Origin of the sequence: Serratia marcescens subsp. marcescens ATCC 13880 (assembly GCF_017299535.1) — a bacterium.
GTDB lineage: Bacteria > Pseudomonadota > Gammaproteobacteria > Enterobacterales > Enterobacteriaceae > Serratia > Serratia marcescens.
Map to the genome: position 1 here is coordinate 1503192 of NZ_CP071238.1, position 17834 is coordinate 1521025.

Annotated in this window: 17 protein-coding genes; 12 read left to right on the top strand and 5 right to left on the bottom strand. The window is 63.4% G+C overall.

Translation table 11 applies throughout. The annotated features are described in order from the left end of the window. Window positions 1-4: 4 nt before the first annotated feature. Together J0F90_RS07170 and ompC are read right to left on the bottom strand one after the other, a co-directional pair. Window positions 5-856, bottom strand: a complete 852-nt coding sequence (locus tag J0F90_RS07170) for a GNAT family N-acetyltransferase (RefSeq protein WP_033640944.1) — start codon at window positions 854-856, stop codon at window positions 5-7. A gap of 179 nt (window positions 857-1035) precedes the next feature. Next, window positions 1036-2133, bottom strand: a complete 1098-nt coding sequence (gene ompC / locus J0F90_RS07175; protein WP_004939326.1) for a porin OmpC — start codon at window positions 2131-2133, stop codon at window positions 1036-1038. Between the two features lie 241 nt (window positions 2134-2374). Here ompC and J0F90_RS07180 point away from each other — a divergent pair, with 241 nt between their 5' ends. The 4 genes from J0F90_RS07180 to dinG all read left to right on the top strand — a co-directional run bounded on the left by J0F90_RS07180 (window position 2375) and on the right by dinG (window position 6135). Beyond that, window positions 2375-3031 (top strand): glutathione S-transferase family protein, encoded by a 657-nt coding sequence (locus J0F90_RS07180; protein WP_033640943.1) that lies wholly within the window; start codon window positions 2375-2377, stop codon window positions 3029-3031. A 124-nt stretch (window positions 3032-3155) separates the two neighbouring features. Further along, window positions 3156-3488: a carboxymuconolactone decarboxylase family protein gene (locus J0F90_RS07185; RefSeq protein WP_033640942.1), complete on the top strand. Its 333-nt coding sequence runs from the start codon at window positions 3156-3158 to the stop codon at window positions 3486-3488. Next, window positions 3478-3870 carry a tautomerase family protein gene (locus J0F90_RS07190; RefSeq protein WP_033640941.1) on the top strand — a complete coding sequence of 131 codons (393 nt, stop codon included), beginning with the start codon at window positions 3478-3480 and terminating at the stop codon, window positions 3868-3870. Before J0F90_RS07185 ends, J0F90_RS07190 begins: the two co-directional genes overlap by 11 nt. Before the next feature lie 66 nt (window positions 3871-3936). After that, a complete protein-coding gene (gene dinG, locus J0F90_RS07195; protein ID WP_033640940.1) occupies window positions 3937-6135 on the top strand; it encodes an ATP-dependent DNA helicase DinG in 2199 nt (732 codons plus the stop codon). Here dinG and J0F90_RS07200 read toward each other — a convergent pair whose 3' ends face one another. Then, on the bottom strand, window positions 6136-6570 hold the full coding sequence (locus tag J0F90_RS07200; RefSeq protein WP_016928538.1) for an Lrp/AsnC family transcriptional regulator: 435 nt from the start codon (window positions 6568-6570) through the stop codon (window positions 6136-6138). It abuts the gene before it with no gap. A 136-nt stretch (window positions 6571-6706) separates the two neighbouring features. Here J0F90_RS07200 and J0F90_RS07205 point away from each other — a divergent pair, with 136 nt between their 5' ends. Beyond that, complete coding sequence (locus J0F90_RS07205) at window positions 6707-7615, top strand: DMT family transporter (protein WP_033640939.1); 909 nt, start codon at window positions 6707-6709, stop codon at window positions 7613-7615. Between the two features lie 3 nt (window positions 7616-7618). On the opposite strand, the gene prpR is transcribed toward J0F90_RS07205, so the two are convergent. Continuing rightward, window positions 7619-9205, bottom strand: a complete 1587-nt coding sequence (gene prpR / locus J0F90_RS07210) for a propionate catabolism operon regulatory protein PrpR (protein WP_033640938.1) — start codon at window positions 9203-9205, stop codon at window positions 7619-7621. A gap of 244 nt (window positions 9206-9449) precedes the next feature. On the opposite strand from prpR, the gene prpB reads away from it, so the two are divergent. The 4 genes from prpB to J0F90_RS07230 all read left to right on the top strand — a co-directional run bounded on the left by prpB (window position 9450) and on the right by J0F90_RS07230 (window position 13748). Then, entirely contained in the window at window positions 9450-10340 is an 891-nt protein-coding gene (gene prpB / locus J0F90_RS07215) for a methylisocitrate lyase (RefSeq protein ID WP_016928535.1), read from the top strand. A 33-nt stretch (window positions 10341-10373) separates the two neighbouring features. Continuing rightward, window positions 10374-11537, top strand: coding sequence for a bifunctional 2-methylcitrate synthase/citrate synthase (gene prpC, locus J0F90_RS07220; RefSeq protein WP_016928534.1), 1164 nt, complete (start codon window positions 10374-10376; stop codon window positions 11535-11537). A 50-nt stretch (window positions 11538-11587) separates the two neighbouring features. After that, entirely contained in the window at window positions 11588-13039 is a 1452-nt protein-coding gene (locus J0F90_RS07225; RefSeq protein WP_033641462.1) for a bifunctional 2-methylcitrate dehydratase/aconitate hydratase, read from the top strand. Between the two features lie 79 nt (window positions 13040-13118). Further along, entirely contained in the window at window positions 13119-13748 is a 630-nt protein-coding gene (locus J0F90_RS07230; protein WP_033640937.1) for a LysE family translocator, read from the top strand. On the opposite strand, the gene J0F90_RS07235 is transcribed toward J0F90_RS07230, so the two are convergent. Further along, on the bottom strand, window positions 13745-14584 hold the full coding sequence (locus J0F90_RS07235; protein ID WP_033640936.1) for a helix-turn-helix transcriptional regulator: 840 nt from the start codon (window positions 14582-14584) through the stop codon (window positions 13745-13747). The two genes, J0F90_RS07230 and J0F90_RS07235, sit on opposite strands and share 4 nt — an antisense overlap. Before the next feature lie 99 nt (window positions 14585-14683). On the opposite strand from J0F90_RS07235, the gene J0F90_RS07240 reads away from it, so the two are divergent. The 3 genes from J0F90_RS07240 to ybiB are packed head-to-tail and all read left to right on the top strand — an operon-like array spanning window position 14684 to window position 17793. Next, window positions 14684-16108 carry an MFS transporter gene (locus tag J0F90_RS07240; protein WP_033640935.1) on the top strand — a complete coding sequence of 475 codons (1425 nt, stop codon included), beginning with the start codon at window positions 14684-14686 and terminating at the stop codon, window positions 16106-16108. 57 nt (window positions 16109-16165) lie between these two features. Continuing rightward, entirely contained in the window at window positions 16166-16795 is a 630-nt protein-coding gene (locus tag J0F90_RS07245) for an FMN-binding negative transcriptional regulator (protein ID WP_033640934.1), read from the top strand. Between the two features lie 38 nt (window positions 16796-16833). Continuing rightward, on the top strand, window positions 16834-17793 hold the full coding sequence (gene ybiB / locus J0F90_RS07250; RefSeq protein WP_016928528.1) for a DNA-binding protein YbiB: 960 nt from the start codon (window positions 16834-16836) through the stop codon (window positions 17791-17793). Window positions 17794-17834 lie beyond the last annotated feature (41 nt).

The following is a 17834-nucleotide window of genomic DNA, read 5'->3' on the forward strand; positions in this document are numbered from 1 at the left end:
GGTTTTATTTTTGTGGGCTGTCCAGCAGCATATCCATCTCGAACTGGCGCAGGGGATCCTGCCGCCAGCCAAGATGCGTAAAGAAGGGGGCGGCCACCTCGGGCACAAAAACGTTGGCGGTCAGCGGCAAAGGGGCGAACTGCGCTTGCAGGGCGGCCAGCAAGGCGCGGGCATGCCCCTGGCCGCGGTGCTGCGGCGGCACGTAGATCAGGCGCAGCCAGCAGTGCTCGGCGCCGGGCATCACCACGGCGTAGGCCTGACGATTGAGCGTATAGGCTCGCGGTGTGCCCGGCAGCTTGAACAGCGATTCGGGGGCAATCAGCCAGGGCAGGTCGGTAGCGCCTTCCGCCGTCAGGCGGTGGCTGACGGTCAGCGGATCGACCGCCTGCAGCGCCGCCGTGCCTGGCGGCACTTCCGCCGGCGCCTGATGGCCGGTCAGGGTGCGCACGATGCGCAGCCCGGCGCGATGGTATAGCGCCAGCGCGGCGTCGTTGCCTTCGATCACTTCCAGCGACAGCCGATGGTCGCCGCGTTGGCGGGCATCCGCCACCAGCCGCTGCATCAGCGCCTTGCCCAGCCCCTGGCCGCGCATCTCCGGGCGCACGGAAAAAGCCGCAACCCGGCTGTGACGGCCACGGCGGGCGATCAGCGCCACCGCCACCGGTTCATGGCGGTGGGTGACGATCAGGCTGTCGTTCAGGCTGAGATCTTCGGCGCCGAAGCGGGCGGCGAAAGTCGATCCGTCGAGCACGAAACGCACGATGTAGTTTTCAAAACAGTGGTTGAGGATGTTGGCCAGTTCGTCGCTGCTGTAGCGCAAGGCGTTGTGGTAGTCGAAGCGTCCGTCGTTATGCATGGCTGATTCCGCTCGGGGGAAAGCTATACATGTAGACCCGTTTGTTTTGCAAGGCAAGCGGGGGGATTCGCTGGCGGGGAAAATAAAAACAAAAAAGCCGGACGCAGCCGCCCGGCGAAATAAAACTCTGGGTATCAAGTGACGCTAAAGTTTGCAGTGGTGGTTATTCATTCATCACATCAGAACTGGTAGGTCAGGGCGACAACAACGACGTCGTCGTTTTTCAGACCCAGTTTGTTGTCGTCATCAAGCTGGTTGATTTTATATTCGACATAAGTGGACATGTTTTTGTTGAAGTAATAGGTCGCCGCGACGTCGAAATATTTCACCAGATCGACGTCGCCGATGCCTTCAATATCTTTTCCTTTCTGCTGAACGTAACCCAGCGATGGGCGCAGACCGAAGTCGAACTGATATTGCGCGACCAATTCAATCCCTTCCGCTTTATTGGCGAAGCCGCTAACGGAGGTCGAGTTATTATTGATGGTGGCGGTGCCGGAAATAGGCGCGATATTGCGGCTCTGCGAATAAGTCGCGGCCAGGTAGACATTGTTGTTGTCGTATTTCAGACCGCCGGCCCAGATATCGGCCTTGTCGCCTTTACCGAAGGTGCCCGCCTTTTGCGTGGCGGTGCGGTTGGAAGAGGCATAGGCGGCGCCCACGCTCAGGCCGTCGATGATTTCATAGCTGGAGGAGAGACCCCAGCCGTCGCCGTTCGCCTTGCTGGCGGAGCGGCCGTCGTTTTCGTTCTTGCCCTGGTACTGCACGGCAAATTTCAGGCCGTCAACCAAACCGAAGAAGTTGTTATTACGGTAGGTGGCGACGCCATTGGTACGGCCGTTCATAAAGTTGTCGGTCTTGATATAAGCATCATCGCCGAATTCAGGGATCATATCCGTCCAGGCGCCAACGTCGTAAATGATGCCGTAGTTGCGACCGTAGTCGAAGGAGCCGAGATCCTTATATTTCAGACCGGCGAAGCCCAGACGCGTTTTGGTGTCTTTGGTGCCGTCGGATTCAGAATGGTTGGCGGCGATCTGATATTCCCACTGGCCATAGCCGGTCAGCATATCGTTAATCTGAGTCGCGCCTTTAAAGCCGATACGGACGTAAGTTTTATCACCGTCGTTGCCGGCATCATCGGAGAAATAATGCAGGGCTTTCACACGACCGTAAAAATCGAGCTTGTTGCCGTCTTTATTGTAGATTTCTGCTGCCTGTGCCGCTTGCGCAAGTAAAAGTGCCGGAATAATAACGGCCAGAAGATTACGTTTCATGGGTTACCCTGCTTTATTCGATTGAAAGACGCTTATCATCAGTTGCATTGCTGTTTTACTGTGCCGCCTGATTGTTGGCGGCGGAGAATTTTTACCGTAGTAATGTGATCTATTTATGACAAAAAATTCATTTTCATGTCGAACGATTAAAAAAGTCGCGCAAAGGGTGAATTTTTTCTTCAGTCGATGGTCGGCGGCTGGTCTACAGTTACCGATACCTTGTTCCGCTGCGGGAGGAATCATGCACGATACTTATACTTTGTTCGGTACGCAGGGCTGCGGCTCGACCATCGTGGCCGCCGCGTTGGCGTTGACCGCTTTCCCCTGGGGCTATGAGGAGGTGGATTACACGCAGGACGGCCCGGAGCGCGATCGCCTGCTGGCGCTGAACCCGCTGGGTCAGGTGCCCACCTTAGTGCTGCCCAATGACGAAGTGATGACGGAGAGCGCGGCGATTATCCTGCTGCTGCACGATCGCGCACCGCATGCCGAACTGGCGCCGCCCGGCGGTTCGCCGCTGTTGCCGCGTTTTCTGCGCTGGCTGCTGTTCATCAACGCGGAGATTTACCCCACCTTCACCTATGCCGACCATCCGCAGCGCTGGCAGCCGCAGGCGGCAGGGGCGGAACAGCTGAAAAACGCGGTAATGGATTATCGCGAGCGTTTATTGCGGCAGTTGAACGCCGCCGCAGGCGCGTCTGGCCCGTGGTTTCTCGGCAAGAGCTTCAGCGCGCTGGATCTGTACCTGGCGGTAATGTGCAACTGGCGGCCGGGCCGCGCGTGGTTCCGGCAACACTGCCCGCGACTGTACGCCATTGCCGAACGGGTGGAACAGCGGCCGGAGCTGAATGCGCTGCTGAGCGCCCATTTCGACGGCGTTGCCCCGCTGGAACCGTGACATCGCCCCGCCGCCCGGCGGGGAACCCTCCCGTTTTTCTGAACTGAGACTGCCGAAAATCCCGATTTTCACTCGCCTCGCTGGCGGGTAGCGTAAGGCTATCCGCAACTGACAGGAGAGTGTGATGCCATCAAAATCCCAGGCCGGGCAACAGGCGTTCGGCGATATCGCCCCCAAGCTGGCGCAGCTCAGCGACAGCGTCTTGTTTGACGATGTCTGGCAGCGGCCGGCGCTGAGCCCGCGCGAACGCAGCCTGATCACCGTCGCCGCGCTGGTGGCGCTTAACCGCGTGGAACAGCTGCCGTTTCACCTGCAACTGGCTCAGCGCAACGGCGTGGCGCATCAGCAGCTGGCTGAGCTCATCACCCACCTGGCGTTCTACGCCGGCTGGCCCGCGGCGGCGTCGGCCGTGGCGCGCCTGCGCGAGCTGGAACCGGAGGCGCCCCATGCCGTTTAGCCGCATCGCCCTGCATCAGGGCAAGTCCGCCGACTATCTGCAAACCTTGTCCGACAGCCTGCATCAGGCGCTGGTGGAGGCGTTCGACGTGCCGCCGGCGGACAAATTTCAGGTGATCGATCAATACCGCCCCGGCGAGCTTATCTACGATCGCGACTATCTCGGCGGGCCGCGCAGCGCGGATTTCGTGCTGTTTTACATCACCGCCGGGCGGCCGCGCGACAGCGACACCAAGCGGCGTTTCTACCGACGGCTGGCGGCGCTGCTGGCGGAAAAGCTGCGGCTGAACCCCGAGGATGTGATGGTGGTGATCGCCACCACCCAGTTGGACGAGTGGTCGTTCGGCGGCGGGCGCGCCTCAATGATCGATCCGCAGGCGTAACTCGGGCTGACGTCGCCGGCGGTCTGTGGGACAATAGCGCCATCATTTCGTTTAGATAAGAGTTGAATGGCGCTCTCCTCCGCAGTTAAAGATCAGATTGGCCAGTGGTACAAAGCCCTGCAGCAGCAAATACCGGATTTTATTTCCCGCGCGCCCCAGCGCCAGATGATCGCCGAAGTGGCGAAGACGCTGGCCGGCGACTACCCGCGCCATCTGGCGATCGAGGCGCCGACCGGCGTCGGCAAAACGCTGTCTTACCTGATCCCGGGCATCGCCGTCGGGCGGGCGGAGAGCAAGCCGCTGGTGGTGAGCACCGCCAACGTGGCGCTGCAGGACCAGATCTACAGCAAAGATTTGCCGCTGCTGAAGAAGATTATCCCCGATCTGAAATTTACCGGCGCCTTTGGCCGCGGGCGTTACGTCTGCCCGCGCAACCTGGCGGCGATGAGCACCGACGTTAGCCAACAGGGCGATCTGACGCTGTTCCTCGACGACGAACTGGCGCCGTCCAGCGGCGAAGAGCAGGCGCTGTGCCAGAAACTGACCAAGGCGTTGGCCCGCTTCGAGTGGGACGGACTGCGCGATCACTATCAGCAGAGCATCGACGATCCGCTGTGGGCCAAGCTGAGCACCGACAAGGCCAACTGCCTGGGGCGCAACTGCCATTACATCCGTGAATGCCCGTTTTATATCGCCCGCAAAGAGATCGAGAGCGCCGACGTGGTGGTGGCCAACCACGCGCTGGTGATGGCGGCGCTGGAGACGGAATCGGTGCTGCCGAACCCGAAAGAATTGCTGCTGGTGCTGGACGAAGGCCACCATTTGCCGGAGGTGGCGCGCGATGCGCTGGAGATCGACGGGGAAATCACCGCGCTGTCGACCAACCTGCAGCTGGACATGATCGTCCGCCAGGTCGAGCAGTGCATGACGCAGTACCGGCCGAAGAATCCGCCGGGGCTGGCCAACAGCGAACGGCTGAAGAATCATTGCGAGGAGCTGCGTGAGCTGGTGCAGATCTTCGAGCATCAGGTCAGCGCCTATCTGCCCGGCGACAGCGTGGCGGCCGAGCACCGTTTTGAAATGGGCGAGCTGCCCGCGGAGATGGTGGAGAGCTGCGCGCGGCTGTTCAAACTGACCGATGCGCTGCGCGGGCTGGCGGAGTTCGTGCTTAACGATCTTACCGAGCAGACCGGCAAGCACGACATCATGCGCCTGCACCGCGCCATCTTGCAGATGAGCCGCACGCTGGGCTATCTGGAGGCGATGAGCAAGCTGTGGCGGCTGGCGGCGCTCGACAAGTCGTCCAACGCGCCGATCTCCAAATGGGTCACGCGCGAACTGCGCGATAACGTCACCCATCTGTATTTGCACTGCGTCGGCATCCGCGTCAGCGATCAGCTGGAGAAGCTGCTGTGGCGCAAGGTGCCGCACGTGGTGGTCACCTCGGCCACGCTGCGTTCACTGAACAGCTTCGCGCGTTTGCAAGAGATGAGCGGGCTGAGCGAGAAGGCCGGTGATCGCTTCGAAACGCTCTCATCGCCGTTCAATCACGTCGAACAGGGCAAGATTGTCATTCCGCAGATGCGCTATGAACCGGCGCTCGCCAACGAGGCGGAGCACCTCGAGGAAATGGCGCGGTTTTTCCGCGCCGAGCAGGCGAGCGGCAAGCACAAAGGCATGCTGATCCTGTTCAGCAGCCACCGGGCGATGCAGACTTTCCTCAGCTACGTGACCGATCTGCGGCTGATGCTGCTGGTGCAGGGCGACCAGCCGCGCTACCGGCTGGTGGAAGAGCACCGCAAGCGGGTGGAAAAGGGCGTCGCCAGCGTGCTGGTGGGGCTGCAATCGTTCGCCGAAGGGCTGGATCTGAAAGGCGAACTGCTGACCCAGGTGCATATTCACAAAATCGCGTTTCCGCCGATCGACAGCCCGGTGATCATCACCGAAGGCGAGTGGCTGAAATCGCTGAAGCGCTATCCGTTCGAAGTGCAGAGCCTGCCGAGCGCCTCGTTCAACCTGATCCAGCAGGTCGGCCGTCTGATCCGCAGCAACCAATGCTACGGCGAGATCGTGATCTACGATCGCCGGTTGCTGACCAAAAATTACGGTTCGCGGCTGTTGGCGTCGCTGCCGGTGTTCCCGATCGAGCAGCGCGCGGTGCCGGAGGCCGACAAGGCGCATCTGGCGGCGCTGCAATCCGCCGCCGATGCGGCCAAAAAAGAGAAGAAGCGCGGTAACCCGTTCGCCCGCAAGCGGCGGCGTTAATCAGAGCAGCGGCGGCAGGCGGCGCTTGACCGGCGTGGTTTTCACGATCGAGGTGTTGCTCTGCGCATGCTCGGCCAGCCGATCGAGAGTGTGGTCGAGCTGCGCCATCGAGTGCGCCACCAGCCGCACGATAAAGCAGTCTTCGCCGGTCACCTTATCGCATTCGACCACTTCCGGGATCGCCTGAATCAGCTGCTCGACCTTCTTCAGCATGCCCGGCAGCGGCTTGATGCGCACCAGCGACTCGAAGGCGTAGCCCACCGCCTGCAGATTGACGTTCAGGGTATAGCCCTGGATCACGCCGCTTTCTTCCAGCCGCCGCAGTCTTTCCGACGTGCTTGGCGACGACAGCCCCACCTGCGCGCTCAGCGTCTTCAACGACGCGCGCGCATCTTCCGCCAGAATGGTCAGGATTTGGCGATCGATATCATCCATAACGCCTCCGTTAGGTATTTTATTTATTATAGCTGCGAGAAAAAGGCAGTTAAGCATATTTGCCTTTTTTATGCTATGGAAAGCCGCCCTGCGAAGCCGCAAGCTATGTCTCTGGGCAAGCTTCGAGGAACGCAGAATGAATGCAGAGATAAAACGCGGATCGCTGGAGATGGCGGCGGCGATGTTGATTTCCGGCTCTATCGGCTGGTTTGTGTTGATGTCCGGCCAGCCGGTTATCAACGTGGTGTTTTGGCGCTGCGCGGTAGGCGCGCTGGTGCTGCTGGCGGTGTGCGGCGTATTGGGGCAGCTGCGACGCGATGCGCTGACGCGCGCCACGCTGCTGCTGGCGATCGCCGGCGGCGTCGCGCTGGTGATCAACTGGCTGCTTCTGTTCGCCGCCTATTCCTATGCGTCTATCTCCATCGCCACCGCGGTGTACAACACCCAGCCGTTTATGCTGGTGGGGCTGGGGGCGCTGTTTCTGGGGGAACGGCTGACCGCCCGCAAGCTGCTGTGGCTGGGGCTGGCGTTCGGCGGCATGATGCTGGTGGTGCTGGCGCAGCCGCGGCAGGCGGGGGAGCAGAGCCATTATCTGGCCGGCATCGCGCTGGCGCTCGGCGCGGCGTTTTTCTACGCCCTGATGGCGCTGGCGGCCAAGCGGCTGAAGGGCACGCCGCCGCATCTTATTGCGCTGATCCAGGTGGCGGTGGGGGCGGTGATGCTGCTGCCGCTGGTGGATTTCCACGTTTCGGCCAGCGTTGGCCAGTGGGGGATGCTGGCGACGCTCGGCGTGTTGCATACCGGCCTGATGTACGTGCTGATGTACGGCGCGTTGCAGAGGCTGCCGACCCACCTGATCGGCTCGTTGTCGTTCATCTATCCGATCGCCGCCATGCTGGTGGATCGCCTGGCGTTTGGCCACCGGCTGTCTGTGTGGCAGCTGCTGGGCGCAGCGATCATTCTGCTGGCGGCGGCGGGCATGAACCTGCTGGGCGATCGGCGAGCGCGGCTGCTGCCGGCCTCGGACGGCCGGCGCGCCGGCTGATGCTCAGTTCGGTTTTTTCAGCCGGCGCCATAAGGTGGTGCGGCTGATCCCGAGCAACCGGGCGGCGGCGGCGTGGTCGCCCCCGCACCGCGCCAGGGCTTCGTGGGCGGAGACGGGCGCCGCCGGCGTCTCGGGCGGCGGTGCCACCGCCAGCTCCGGCAGCAGCCACTGCAGGCTCTCGCCGCTCGGCGCAGCGCCGGTACTCAGCATCAGCGCCACCCGTTCCATCATGTTGCGCAGCTCGCGCAGGTTGCCGGGCCAGGCGTAATGACTGAGTGCGGTGTAACACCCGGCCAGGGCGGCGCGCAGCGGCTCCGTCAGCGGCACGTCGAGCGCCGCCAGCGACTGTTTCAGAAAGTGTTCCGCCAGCATCTCAATATCGTTGCCGCGCGCCCGCAACGGCGGCAGCTGCAGCCGCAGGGCGCTCAGACGGTAAAACAGATCGGCGCGAAAATCGCCCTGTTGAATCGCCTGCTCCAGGCGGGTGTGGGTGGCGCTGATGACGCGAAAGTCGACCTTTACCGGCTGTTGCCCGCCCACCCGGGTGATGGTTTTTTCTTCCAGCGCCCGCAGCAGCCGGGTTTGCAGGTGCAGCGGCATTTCGCCGATCTCGTCCAGAAACAGGGTGCCGCCGTTGGCGGTTTCCAACAGCCCGCGTCGGCCGCCGCGTCGTGAGCCGGTGAAGGCGCCTTCCTCATAGCCGAACAGCTCCGCCTCCAGCAGCGATTCGGCGATGGCGCCGCAGTTGATGGCGACGAACGGCGGCGTCGCGCCGCGCCGGGAAAAGTATTCGCGGTGGATCGCCTGCGCCGCCAGCTCTTTGCCGGTGCCGGTTTCGCCTTCGATCAACACCGCCGCCGGCGATCGGGCGTACAGCATGATGGTGCGTCGCGTCTGTTCCATCTGCGGGGAATCGCCCTGTAAATCGCTCAGCCCATAGCGCGGCTGCAGGGTATTGCGCGCGGCGTAATCGCCGCCGCGTTTGCCGCCGCCCAGCATCAGGCGCGTCACGTCCAGTGCGTCGCTGAAGGCGGCGCGCAGGGTGGCGGCGGAATAGAGAAAAATGGCGGTGAGCCCGGCCTCTTCCGCCAGATCGCTGATGAGGCCGGCGCCGACCACCGCCTGAATGCCGGCGGCTTTCAGCTCGGCGATCTGGCCGCGCGCGTCCTCTTCGGTGACGTAACTGCGCTGCTCCAGCGGCAGATCGAAGGTTTGCTGGAACTCCAGCAGCGCGGGCAGGGGCGTTTTGTAGGTGATGACGCCGATCCGATCGGCGGTTCTGCGCGCCTGGCTCAGCGCCTGCAGCAGGTCGAAGCCGCCGGGTTTGACCAAAATGACCGGCACCGACAGGCGGCTTTTCAGGTAGGCGCCGTTGGAGCCGGCGGCGATGATGGCGTCGCAAGGCTCGGTCGCCAGGCGAGCGCGGATATGCTGCACCGCCTCCTCAAAGCCGAGGCGGATCGGGGTGATGGCCGCCAGGTGGTCGAACTCGAGGCTGATGTCCCGGAACAGTTCGGACAGGCGGGTGATGGAGACGGTCCAGATCACCGGTTTGTCCGGCGTGCGGGATGGCGTGATGTGATCGCTCATGGTGGGTTACCGAATGGAAGTGGCTGCATTAGGTGTAGCCTTGTTTCAATCATGTTTCAAATATGCCGATTGAAACCGCGATTGAAACGTTAACTGAAACGTTTTTTATCGCTTGGTCTGCCCAATGGCGACGCGAATTTTATAACTCACTTATTTTTATCGCTTTTAATTTTTTCCTCGCCAAAGTGCAACCTGGCCCGCCCCTTGCTCTGTCTGTTCCATCTAGCTAATCGGAGAGAACGTCATGACGCTGCGCTCACCCGGGCTCGCCTTTCGTCAGGCCCTGAGTAAAGAAAAACCCCTGCAAATCGCCGGCGCGATCAACGCCAACCATGCCCTGCTGGCTCAGCGTGCGGGGTTCCAGGCCATCTATCTTTCCGGCGGCGGCGTGGCGGCCGGTTCGCTGGGGCTGCCGGACCTGGGCATTTCGACGCTGGACGATGTGTTGACCGATATTCGCCGCATCACCGATGTCTGCCCGCTGCCGCTGCTGGTGGATGTCGACAGCGGTTTCGGCGCATCGGCGTTCAACGTCGCCCGCACGGTGCGCTCGGTGAGTAAGGCCGGGGCGGCGGCGCTGCATATCGAAGATCAGGTCGGCGCCAAGCGCTGCGGCCATCGGCCCAATAAGGCCATCGTTTCCACCGAAGAGATGGTGGATCGCATCAAGGCGGCGGTGGATGCGCGCAGCGATCCGGACTTCGTGATCATGGCGCGCACTGACGCGCTGGCGGTGGAGGGGCTGGAGGCGGCCATCGAGCGCGCTCAGGCTTACGTGGCGGCCGGGGCCGACATGCTGTTCCCGGAAGCGATCACCGAACTGGGCATGTACCGCCGTTTCGCCGAAGCGACGCAGGTGCCGATCCTTGCCAACATCACCGAATTCGGCGCGACGCCGCTGTTCACCACCGACGAGCTGCGCAGCGCTCGGGTGGATATGGCGCTGTATCCGCTGTCGGCCTTTCGGGCGATGAACCGGGCGGCGGAGCGGGTGTACCGCGCCCTGCGCGAGGAGGGCACGCAGAAAAGCGTCATCGACACCATGCAGACCCGCAACGAGCTGTACGAAAGCATCAACTACTATTTGTTCGAAGAGAAACTCGACGCTTTGTTCGCTCGCCAGCGCGACGAATAAGCGCCATTCACGCAGAAGCCAAATGAGGACAGTATGAGCCAAGCGATCCCCCCGCAAAGCCCGACTGGCGTTAAGCCGAAAAAATCCGTGGCGTTATCCGGCGTGCCCGCCGGGAATACCGCGCTGTGTTCCGTAGGGCGCAGCGGCAACGATCTGCACTACCGCGGTTACGACATTCTCGATCTCGCGCGCCACTGCGAGTTTGAAGAGGTCGCCCATCTGCTGATCCACGGCAAGTTGCCCAACCGCGACGAGCTGCAGGCCTATAAACACCGTCTCAAAGCGCTGCGCGGCCTGCCCGCCAGCGTGCGCACGGTGCTGGAGGCGCTGCCGGCGGCGTCTCACCCGATGGACGTGATGCGCACCGGCGTTTCGGCCCTCGGCTGCACGCTGCCGGAAAAAGAGCAGCACGGCGCGGCCGGCGCGCGCGACATCGCCGATCGGCTGCTGGCGTCGTTGGGATCGATGCTGCTCTACTGGTATCACTACAGCCACAACGGCGAGCGCATTCAGCCTGAGACCGACGACGATTCCATCGGCGGCCACTTCCTGCACCTGCTGCACGGCGCAGCGCCTTCTGCCAGCTGGGAACAGGCCATGCATGCGTCGCTGATCCTGTACGCCGAGCATGAGTTCAACGCCTCGACCTTCGCCGGCCGGGTGATCGCCGGCACCGGATCCGACGTCTATTCGGCGATCGTCGGCGCCATTGGCGCGCTGCGCGGGCCGAAGCACGGCGGCGCCAACGAGGTATCGCTGGAGATCCAGCAACGCTATGAAACGCCGGACGAAGCGGAAGCCGACATTCGCCGCCGCATCGATAACAAAGAGGTGGTGATCGGCTTCGGGCACCCGGTGTACACCGTCTCCGATCCGCGCCATCAGGTGATCAAAGAGATCGCGCTGCGCCTGTCGCAGGACGCGGGCGCGATGAAGCTGTATGACATCGCCGACCGGCTGGAAAGCGTGATGCGCGACACCAAAAACATGTTCCCCAACCTCGACTGGTTCTCGGCGGTGTCTTACCACCAGCTGGGGGTGCCCACCGAAATGTTCACGCCGCTGTTCGTCATGGCGCGGGTGAGCGGCTGGTCGGCGCACATCATCGAGCAACGGCAGGACAACAAAATCATTCGCCCGTCCGCCAACTATACCGGGCCGGAAGCGCGGGCGTTCGTGCCGCTGGATCAGCGCTGAGCGCCGATCGTTATCGTGTCGTTTTCACTATGGAGCCTTTGGGAATCATGATGCTTGAGTCTGCCAACACCGGCCGTCCGCCGTTCGATCGCGAAATGGTCGATATCGTCGATTATGTAATGAAAGAGGCCGTCGATACCCCGGCGGCGTACCGCACCGCTCACTATTGCCTGCTCGATACCCTCGGCTGCGGGCTGGAGGCGCTGAGCTACCCCGCCTGCAAGAAACTGATGGGCCCGGTGGTGCCGGGCGCCGAGGTGCTGAACGGCAGCCGGGTGCCGGGCACCCGTTTCCAGCTGGATCCGGTGCAGGCGGCGTTCAATATCGGCGCCATGATCCGCTGGCTCGACTTCAACGACACCTGGCTGGCGGCGGAGTGGGGCCACCCGTCGGACAACCTGGGCGGGATCCTGGCGGTGGCCGACTGGCTCTCGCGCCAGGCGGTGGCGGCGGGCAAAGCGCCGCTGACCATGCGGCAGGTGCTGATCGCCATGATCAAGGCGCATGAGATCCAAGGCTGCCTGGCGCTGGAAAACGCCTTCAACCGGGTGGGGCTGGATCACGTGCTGCTGGTGAAGGTGGCGTCCACCGCGGTGGTGGCGCAGCTGCTCGGCCTGAGCCGCGAGGCGATCCTGAACGCGGTGTCGCTGGCGTGGGTGGACGGGCAATCGCTGCGTACTTATCGCCATGCGCCGAACGCCGGCACCCGCAAATCCTGGGCGGCGGGGGATGCGACCGCCCGCGCGGTGCGGCTGGCGCTGATGGCCGCCACCGGCGAGATGGGCTATCCCTCGGCGCTGACGGCGCCGACCTGGGGATTCTACGACGTCTCGTTCGACGGCAAACCTTTCCGCTTCCAGCGGCCGTACGGCGCGTACGTGATGGAGAACGTGCTGTTTAAAATTTCGTTCCCGGCGGAGTTCCATGCCCAGACCGCCGTGGAGGCGGCTATGACGCTGCACCGCCAGATGCAGGCCGCCGGCAAAACCGCCGCCGATATCGCCAGGGTGAGCATCCGCACCCATGAGGCCTGCCTGCGCATTATCGACAAGCAAGGGCCGCTGGATAACCCGGCGGATCGCGATCACTGCATTCAGTATATGGTGGCGATCCCGCTGCTGTTCGGCCGGCTGACGGCGGCGGATTACGAGGACCGGGTGGCCGAAGATCCGCGCATCGACGCATTGCGTAGCAAGATACATTGCCATGAAGATCCCGCCTTCACGCGCGATTATCACGATCCGGAAAAACGCTCGATCGCCAATGCGCTGACGGTGGAGTTCGCCGACGGCAGCCGTCTGGATGAGGTGGCGGTGGAGTACCCTATCGGCCATGCGCGGCGGCGTGAAGCGGGCATCCCGCTGCTGATCGAGAAGTTCAAAACCAACCTGGCGCGCCAGTTCCCGGCCCTGCAGCAGCAGCGCATTCTCGAGGTGTCGCTGGACCGGCAGCGGCTGGCGCAGATGCCGGTCAACGAGTATCTCGATTTGTGGGTGATCTGACGCGAGCGGCGCTGACAAGCCACGTCGGCGTCGCTATGATGGACGCTCCATTCCCGTCTGTCTTCTTATCAGGTGATTCATGGTTGATGCCGCAACGCTGTTGTTGTTTTCCGGCGCCTGCGTGGCGCTGGCGCTGACCCCCGGCCCGGATATGCTGCTGATCGCTTCGCGCAGCGTCAGCCAGGGGCGGCGCGCCGGTTTCGCTTCGCTGGCGGGCATTCAGCTCGGCACTTACTGCCACGCGCTGGCGGCGGCGCTGGGGCTGTCGCAATTGTTCGTCGCGGTGCCGCTGGCTTACGATGCGGTGAGAATGTTGGGCGCGGCCTATCTGCTCTATCTGGCGTGGAAAACGCTGCGATCCGGCAGCAGTCTGCAGGCTTCCGCCGGGTTGCAGGCGGTGCCGACGGCGCGCATTTTCCGTCAGAGATTGCTGACCAACATCCTCAACCCGAAGATGGCGCTGTTCGTGTTGGCGCTGTTCCCGCAGTTTATCGATCCGCGCGCCGGCTCGGTGGTGGTGCAGATGCTGGCGCTGGCGACGGTGCTGAATCTGGTCGGCTTGCTGATTAACGGCGGGGTGATCCTGGCGGTCAGCGGCATGAAAAGCCGTTTCGTCGGCCGTCGCTTCAGCGCCCGTTGGCCGAACTATCTGCTGAGCGGCGTGTTCGCCGGGCTGGCCTGCAAACTCATTTTCGACAGCCGTCGTTAATCTTCGCGCAGCAGCGCTTCAAACGCCGCGCTGGCCGGTTCGTCCGGCAGCGCGCTGTACATCACCAGCCGCAGGTGGTTCTCTTCGTCGACGATGAAAGAGGCGTGGTCAAAGGTGACCGGGCCGATCTCCGGGATGGTGAAGCTGCGCCGCCCCTGGCAACGTCCGTGAATATCATGCTGCCGCCAGAGCTGGCGGAACTGCGGCGATACCTGCTCCAGCGCCTGTACCCGTTGGCGCATCACCTCATCCTCCGGCGCGCGGGCGTAGTCGCGGCGGAAGCTGGCCAGGATTTGCGGCGCCTGCGCCCGCCACTCCAGCAGGCGCGCATTGAGCTGCGGATCGGCAAACAGCATCCACAACATGTTGCGCTCTTGCGCCGGGCGCTCGCCGATGGCGAACAGCCGCTGCGCCGCCGGATTCCAGGCGATGATGTCCCAACTGAGGTTCATGACGTAGGCCGGCCGCAGCGTCAGATCGTCCAGCAGGCGCCGCACCAACGGCGAAACCTGGCACCACTGATGGCCGACCGGCACCGGCGGGCGCTGATGCGCCAATAAAAACAGGTGGTAGCGGCCGGCGGCGTCGAGCTGCAGCACCCTCGCCAGATTTTCCAAAAACGTCACCGACGCATTGATTTCCCTGCCTTGCTCCAGCCAGGTGTACCAGGTGAGGCCGACGCCGGCCAGCGCCGCCACCTCCTCGCGCCGCAAGCCCGGCGTGCGGCGGCGGCTGCCGCTCGGCAAGCCGACTGACTCTGGCGACAGTTGTTCTCGCTTTTGCCGCAGAAAATCCCCCAGTTCGTGGCGGGTGCGTTCGAGGGTGCGTGGGGGCATGTCGGCCGTCCTGTTGCTGTCAGTAATAGTATAAATGGCTATATAGTAACAGTTTAAACTCTATTCCATACTGCGGCCATCATAATCTCTGGAGGTGGTATGGAACATTCATTATCTGTTGAACGGCGGGGATTGCCCGGTCTGCCGGTGCTGTTGTTAGGCGGCTTCGTCACGGTGTTCGATCTGTTTGTGGTCAACGTGGCGGCGCCGGTGATCCAGCAACAGTTCGCCGCCGATTTCGCCGGTATCGGTTTGATCGTCGCCGGTTATGAACTGGCGTTTGGGGTGCTGTTGATCGCCGGTGGGCGTCTGGGCGATCGCTTCGGGCGTCGGCGTCTGTTCAGCCTCGGCATGCTGGGATTCACGCTGAGCTCCCTGTTGTGCGGGCTGGCGGGATCGCTCAGCCTGTTGATCGCCGCGCGTATCCTGCAGGGGGCGGCGGCGGCGCTGTTGTTCCCGCAAATTTACGCCTTGATGCGGGTGCTGTACGCGCCGCAACAGCGGCGGCGCGCCTTCGCCTGGCTGGGCATGACGCTGGGGTTGGCGGCAATCTTCGGCCAGATCCTCGGCGGATTTATCATCGAGGCCAACCTGTTCGGCAGCGGCTGGCGCATGATCTTTTTGATCAATTTGCCTATCGGCGCGCTGGCGCTGTGGGCGGCGCGGCGCATTCCCGAATCGCGAGTGGCGCAGGCGCAGCGGCTGGACGGCGTTGGCCTGTGGCTGGCGGCGGCCGGCCTGTCGCTGTTGCTGCTGCCGTTGCTGGAAGGCCCGGCGCGCGGTTGGCCGTGGTGGATCGCGCCGATGTTGGCATTGGCGTTGCTGACGCTGTGGGGCTTCCTGCGTTGGGAGCGCCGCCTGGCGCAGCGCGGTGATGATGCGGTGCTCGATCCGGCGCTGTTCCGCCAGGCGGGCTTCGCGCCGGGCATGGCGGTGGTGCTGGCGATTTATGCCACCGCCTCCTCGTTTTTCTTGTGCTTCGCGCTGCTGCTGCAGGCGGGGGCGGGGCTGACGCCTTTTCAGGCGGGCAGCCTGTTCGCCCCGGCCAGCGCGGCCTTTATGCTGGCCTCGATGCTGGCGCCCCGGCTGACGTTGCGTTGGGGCAACGGCGTGCTGAGCGCGGGCGTGGCGATTTACGCCGCCGGGTTGGCGCTATTGATGGCGCAGGCGCTGTGGGGCGGGGCGCTGGCGCATCCGTTGCGGCTGCTGCCGGGGTTGGTCGTGCTGGGATTCGGCCAGGCGCTGAGCATGACGCCGCTGCTGAATCTGGTGCTCGGTTTGGCGCCGGAGCGGCAGGCGGGCATGGCGGCGGGTCTGGTGGCCACCGTGCAGCAGGTGGGGGGCGCGCTGGGCATCGTGGTCAGCGGCGTCGGTTTTGTGCCGCTGTTGGCGAGCGGCGGCGCGGCGGAACGCTATGCGCAGGCCTTTGCCGGCGCGATGCTCTGTAATTTGGTGGCGATGGGTGTCGCCCTGATCTTGTTAAACCGGATCACTCGAAATACTCAGAAAGCGGATCTTAAGTAGGCCGCCGGCGGGTGCTTTACTGTCGACATCATGAGAGAGCGATAAGGAGCCACACTGATGTTTCAACCCGCCGCATTTCGCGAAGACGATCTGGATGCCCAACTGGCGTTGGTGCGCGCCCACCCGCTGGGGCTGTTGGTCAGCCACGGCGAGCAGGGATTGACGGCCGATCCGCTGCCGTTTCTGGCCGATGTCGAACAGGGGCAGATCCGGCTGCGGGCGCACCTGTCGCGCGCCAACGAGCACTGGCGACGGTTGCGACAGGCGGCGGAATGTCTGGTGATTTTTCAGGGCCAGGAGGGCTATGTGTCGCCCAGCTGGTACCCGAGCAAGCGCCAGACCGGCAAGGTGGTGCCGACCTGGAACTACAGCGTGGTGCAGTTGCATGGCGTGCCGACGGTGACGGACGACCCGGCCTGGCTGCGCCGCCAACTGATCGATCTCACCGCGCAGCAGGAAGGGCGGCGTCCTGAACCCTGGCGGATCGAGGATGCGCCGGCCAACTACATCGCCGCACAGCTTAAGGGCATCGTCGGTATCGAGATCGCCATCACCCGGCGCGAAGGCAAATGGAAAATGAGCCAAAACCGCAGCGCCGAGGATGCCGGCGGGGTGATCGCCGGGCTGCGCGATGGCGATGAAGCGCAGCGGCGACTGGCGGCGGAGGTTGAGCGGCGGCGCGGATAGGGTATGCTAACCGAAGAGTGAGCTGAGGGAACCTTCGGATGGATTACACCAAAATTATCAAAGAAATAGGCCGCGGCAAAAACCATGCGCGCGATCTGGATCGACAGACCGCCTTTGAGCTGTATCAGGCGATGCTGGCCGGGGAGGTCCCCGAGCTGGAGCTGGGCGGCATTCTGATCGCGCTGCGCATCAAGGGCGAAGCCGAAGAGGAGATGCTGGGGTTCTATCAGGCGATGCAGCAGCAGGTCTTGCCGCTGCAGGCGCCGCAGGGGCGGCCATTGCCGGTGGTGCTGCCGAGCTATAACGGCGCGCGCAAGCAGGCCAATCTGACGCCGCTGCTGGCGCTGCTGCTCGCGAAAGTGGGCCTGCCGGTGGTGGTGCACGGCGTGCTGGACGACAGCACCCGCGTGACCAGCGCCGAGATTTTCCGCGCGCTTGGGCTGCCGTGGTCGGAACAGGCCGCTCACGCCCAACAGCGTCTCGATAACGGCGAGGCGGTATTCATGCCGGTTTCCGCGCTGTCGGCGCCGCTGGCGCGGCAGCTCGGGCTGCGTTGGCGCATGGGGGTGCGCAACAGCGCCCATACGTTGGCCAAGCTGGCGACGCCGTTCGGCGAACAGGATGCGCTGCGTCTCGCCAGCGTCTCACACCCGGAGTATGTCGGCCGAGTGGCGTCGTTTTTCCGTCAGATCGGCGCCCGCGGGTTGTTGATGCACGGCACCGAAGGCGAAGCCTACGCCAATCCGCTGCGCTGCCCGCAGATTCACCATATCGTCGGCGGCGAACAGCGCATATTGCTGGAGCGCACCTTGCAGGATGAAACGCCGGCGTTGCCGGCGGCGAAAGACGCGGCAACCACCGCGCGCTGGACCGAGCGCTGCCTGGCGGGCGAGGTGGCGATCCCGCAGGCCATCCAGCGGCAGGTCGCCTGTTGCCTGGTGGCCGCCGGCGAGAGCGAGACGCTGGAGCAGGGGCTGAAACGCCTGCATCAGGCCTGAGCGCGACTATACTGGGATATTTCCTCATCGGCTGAGAAGGA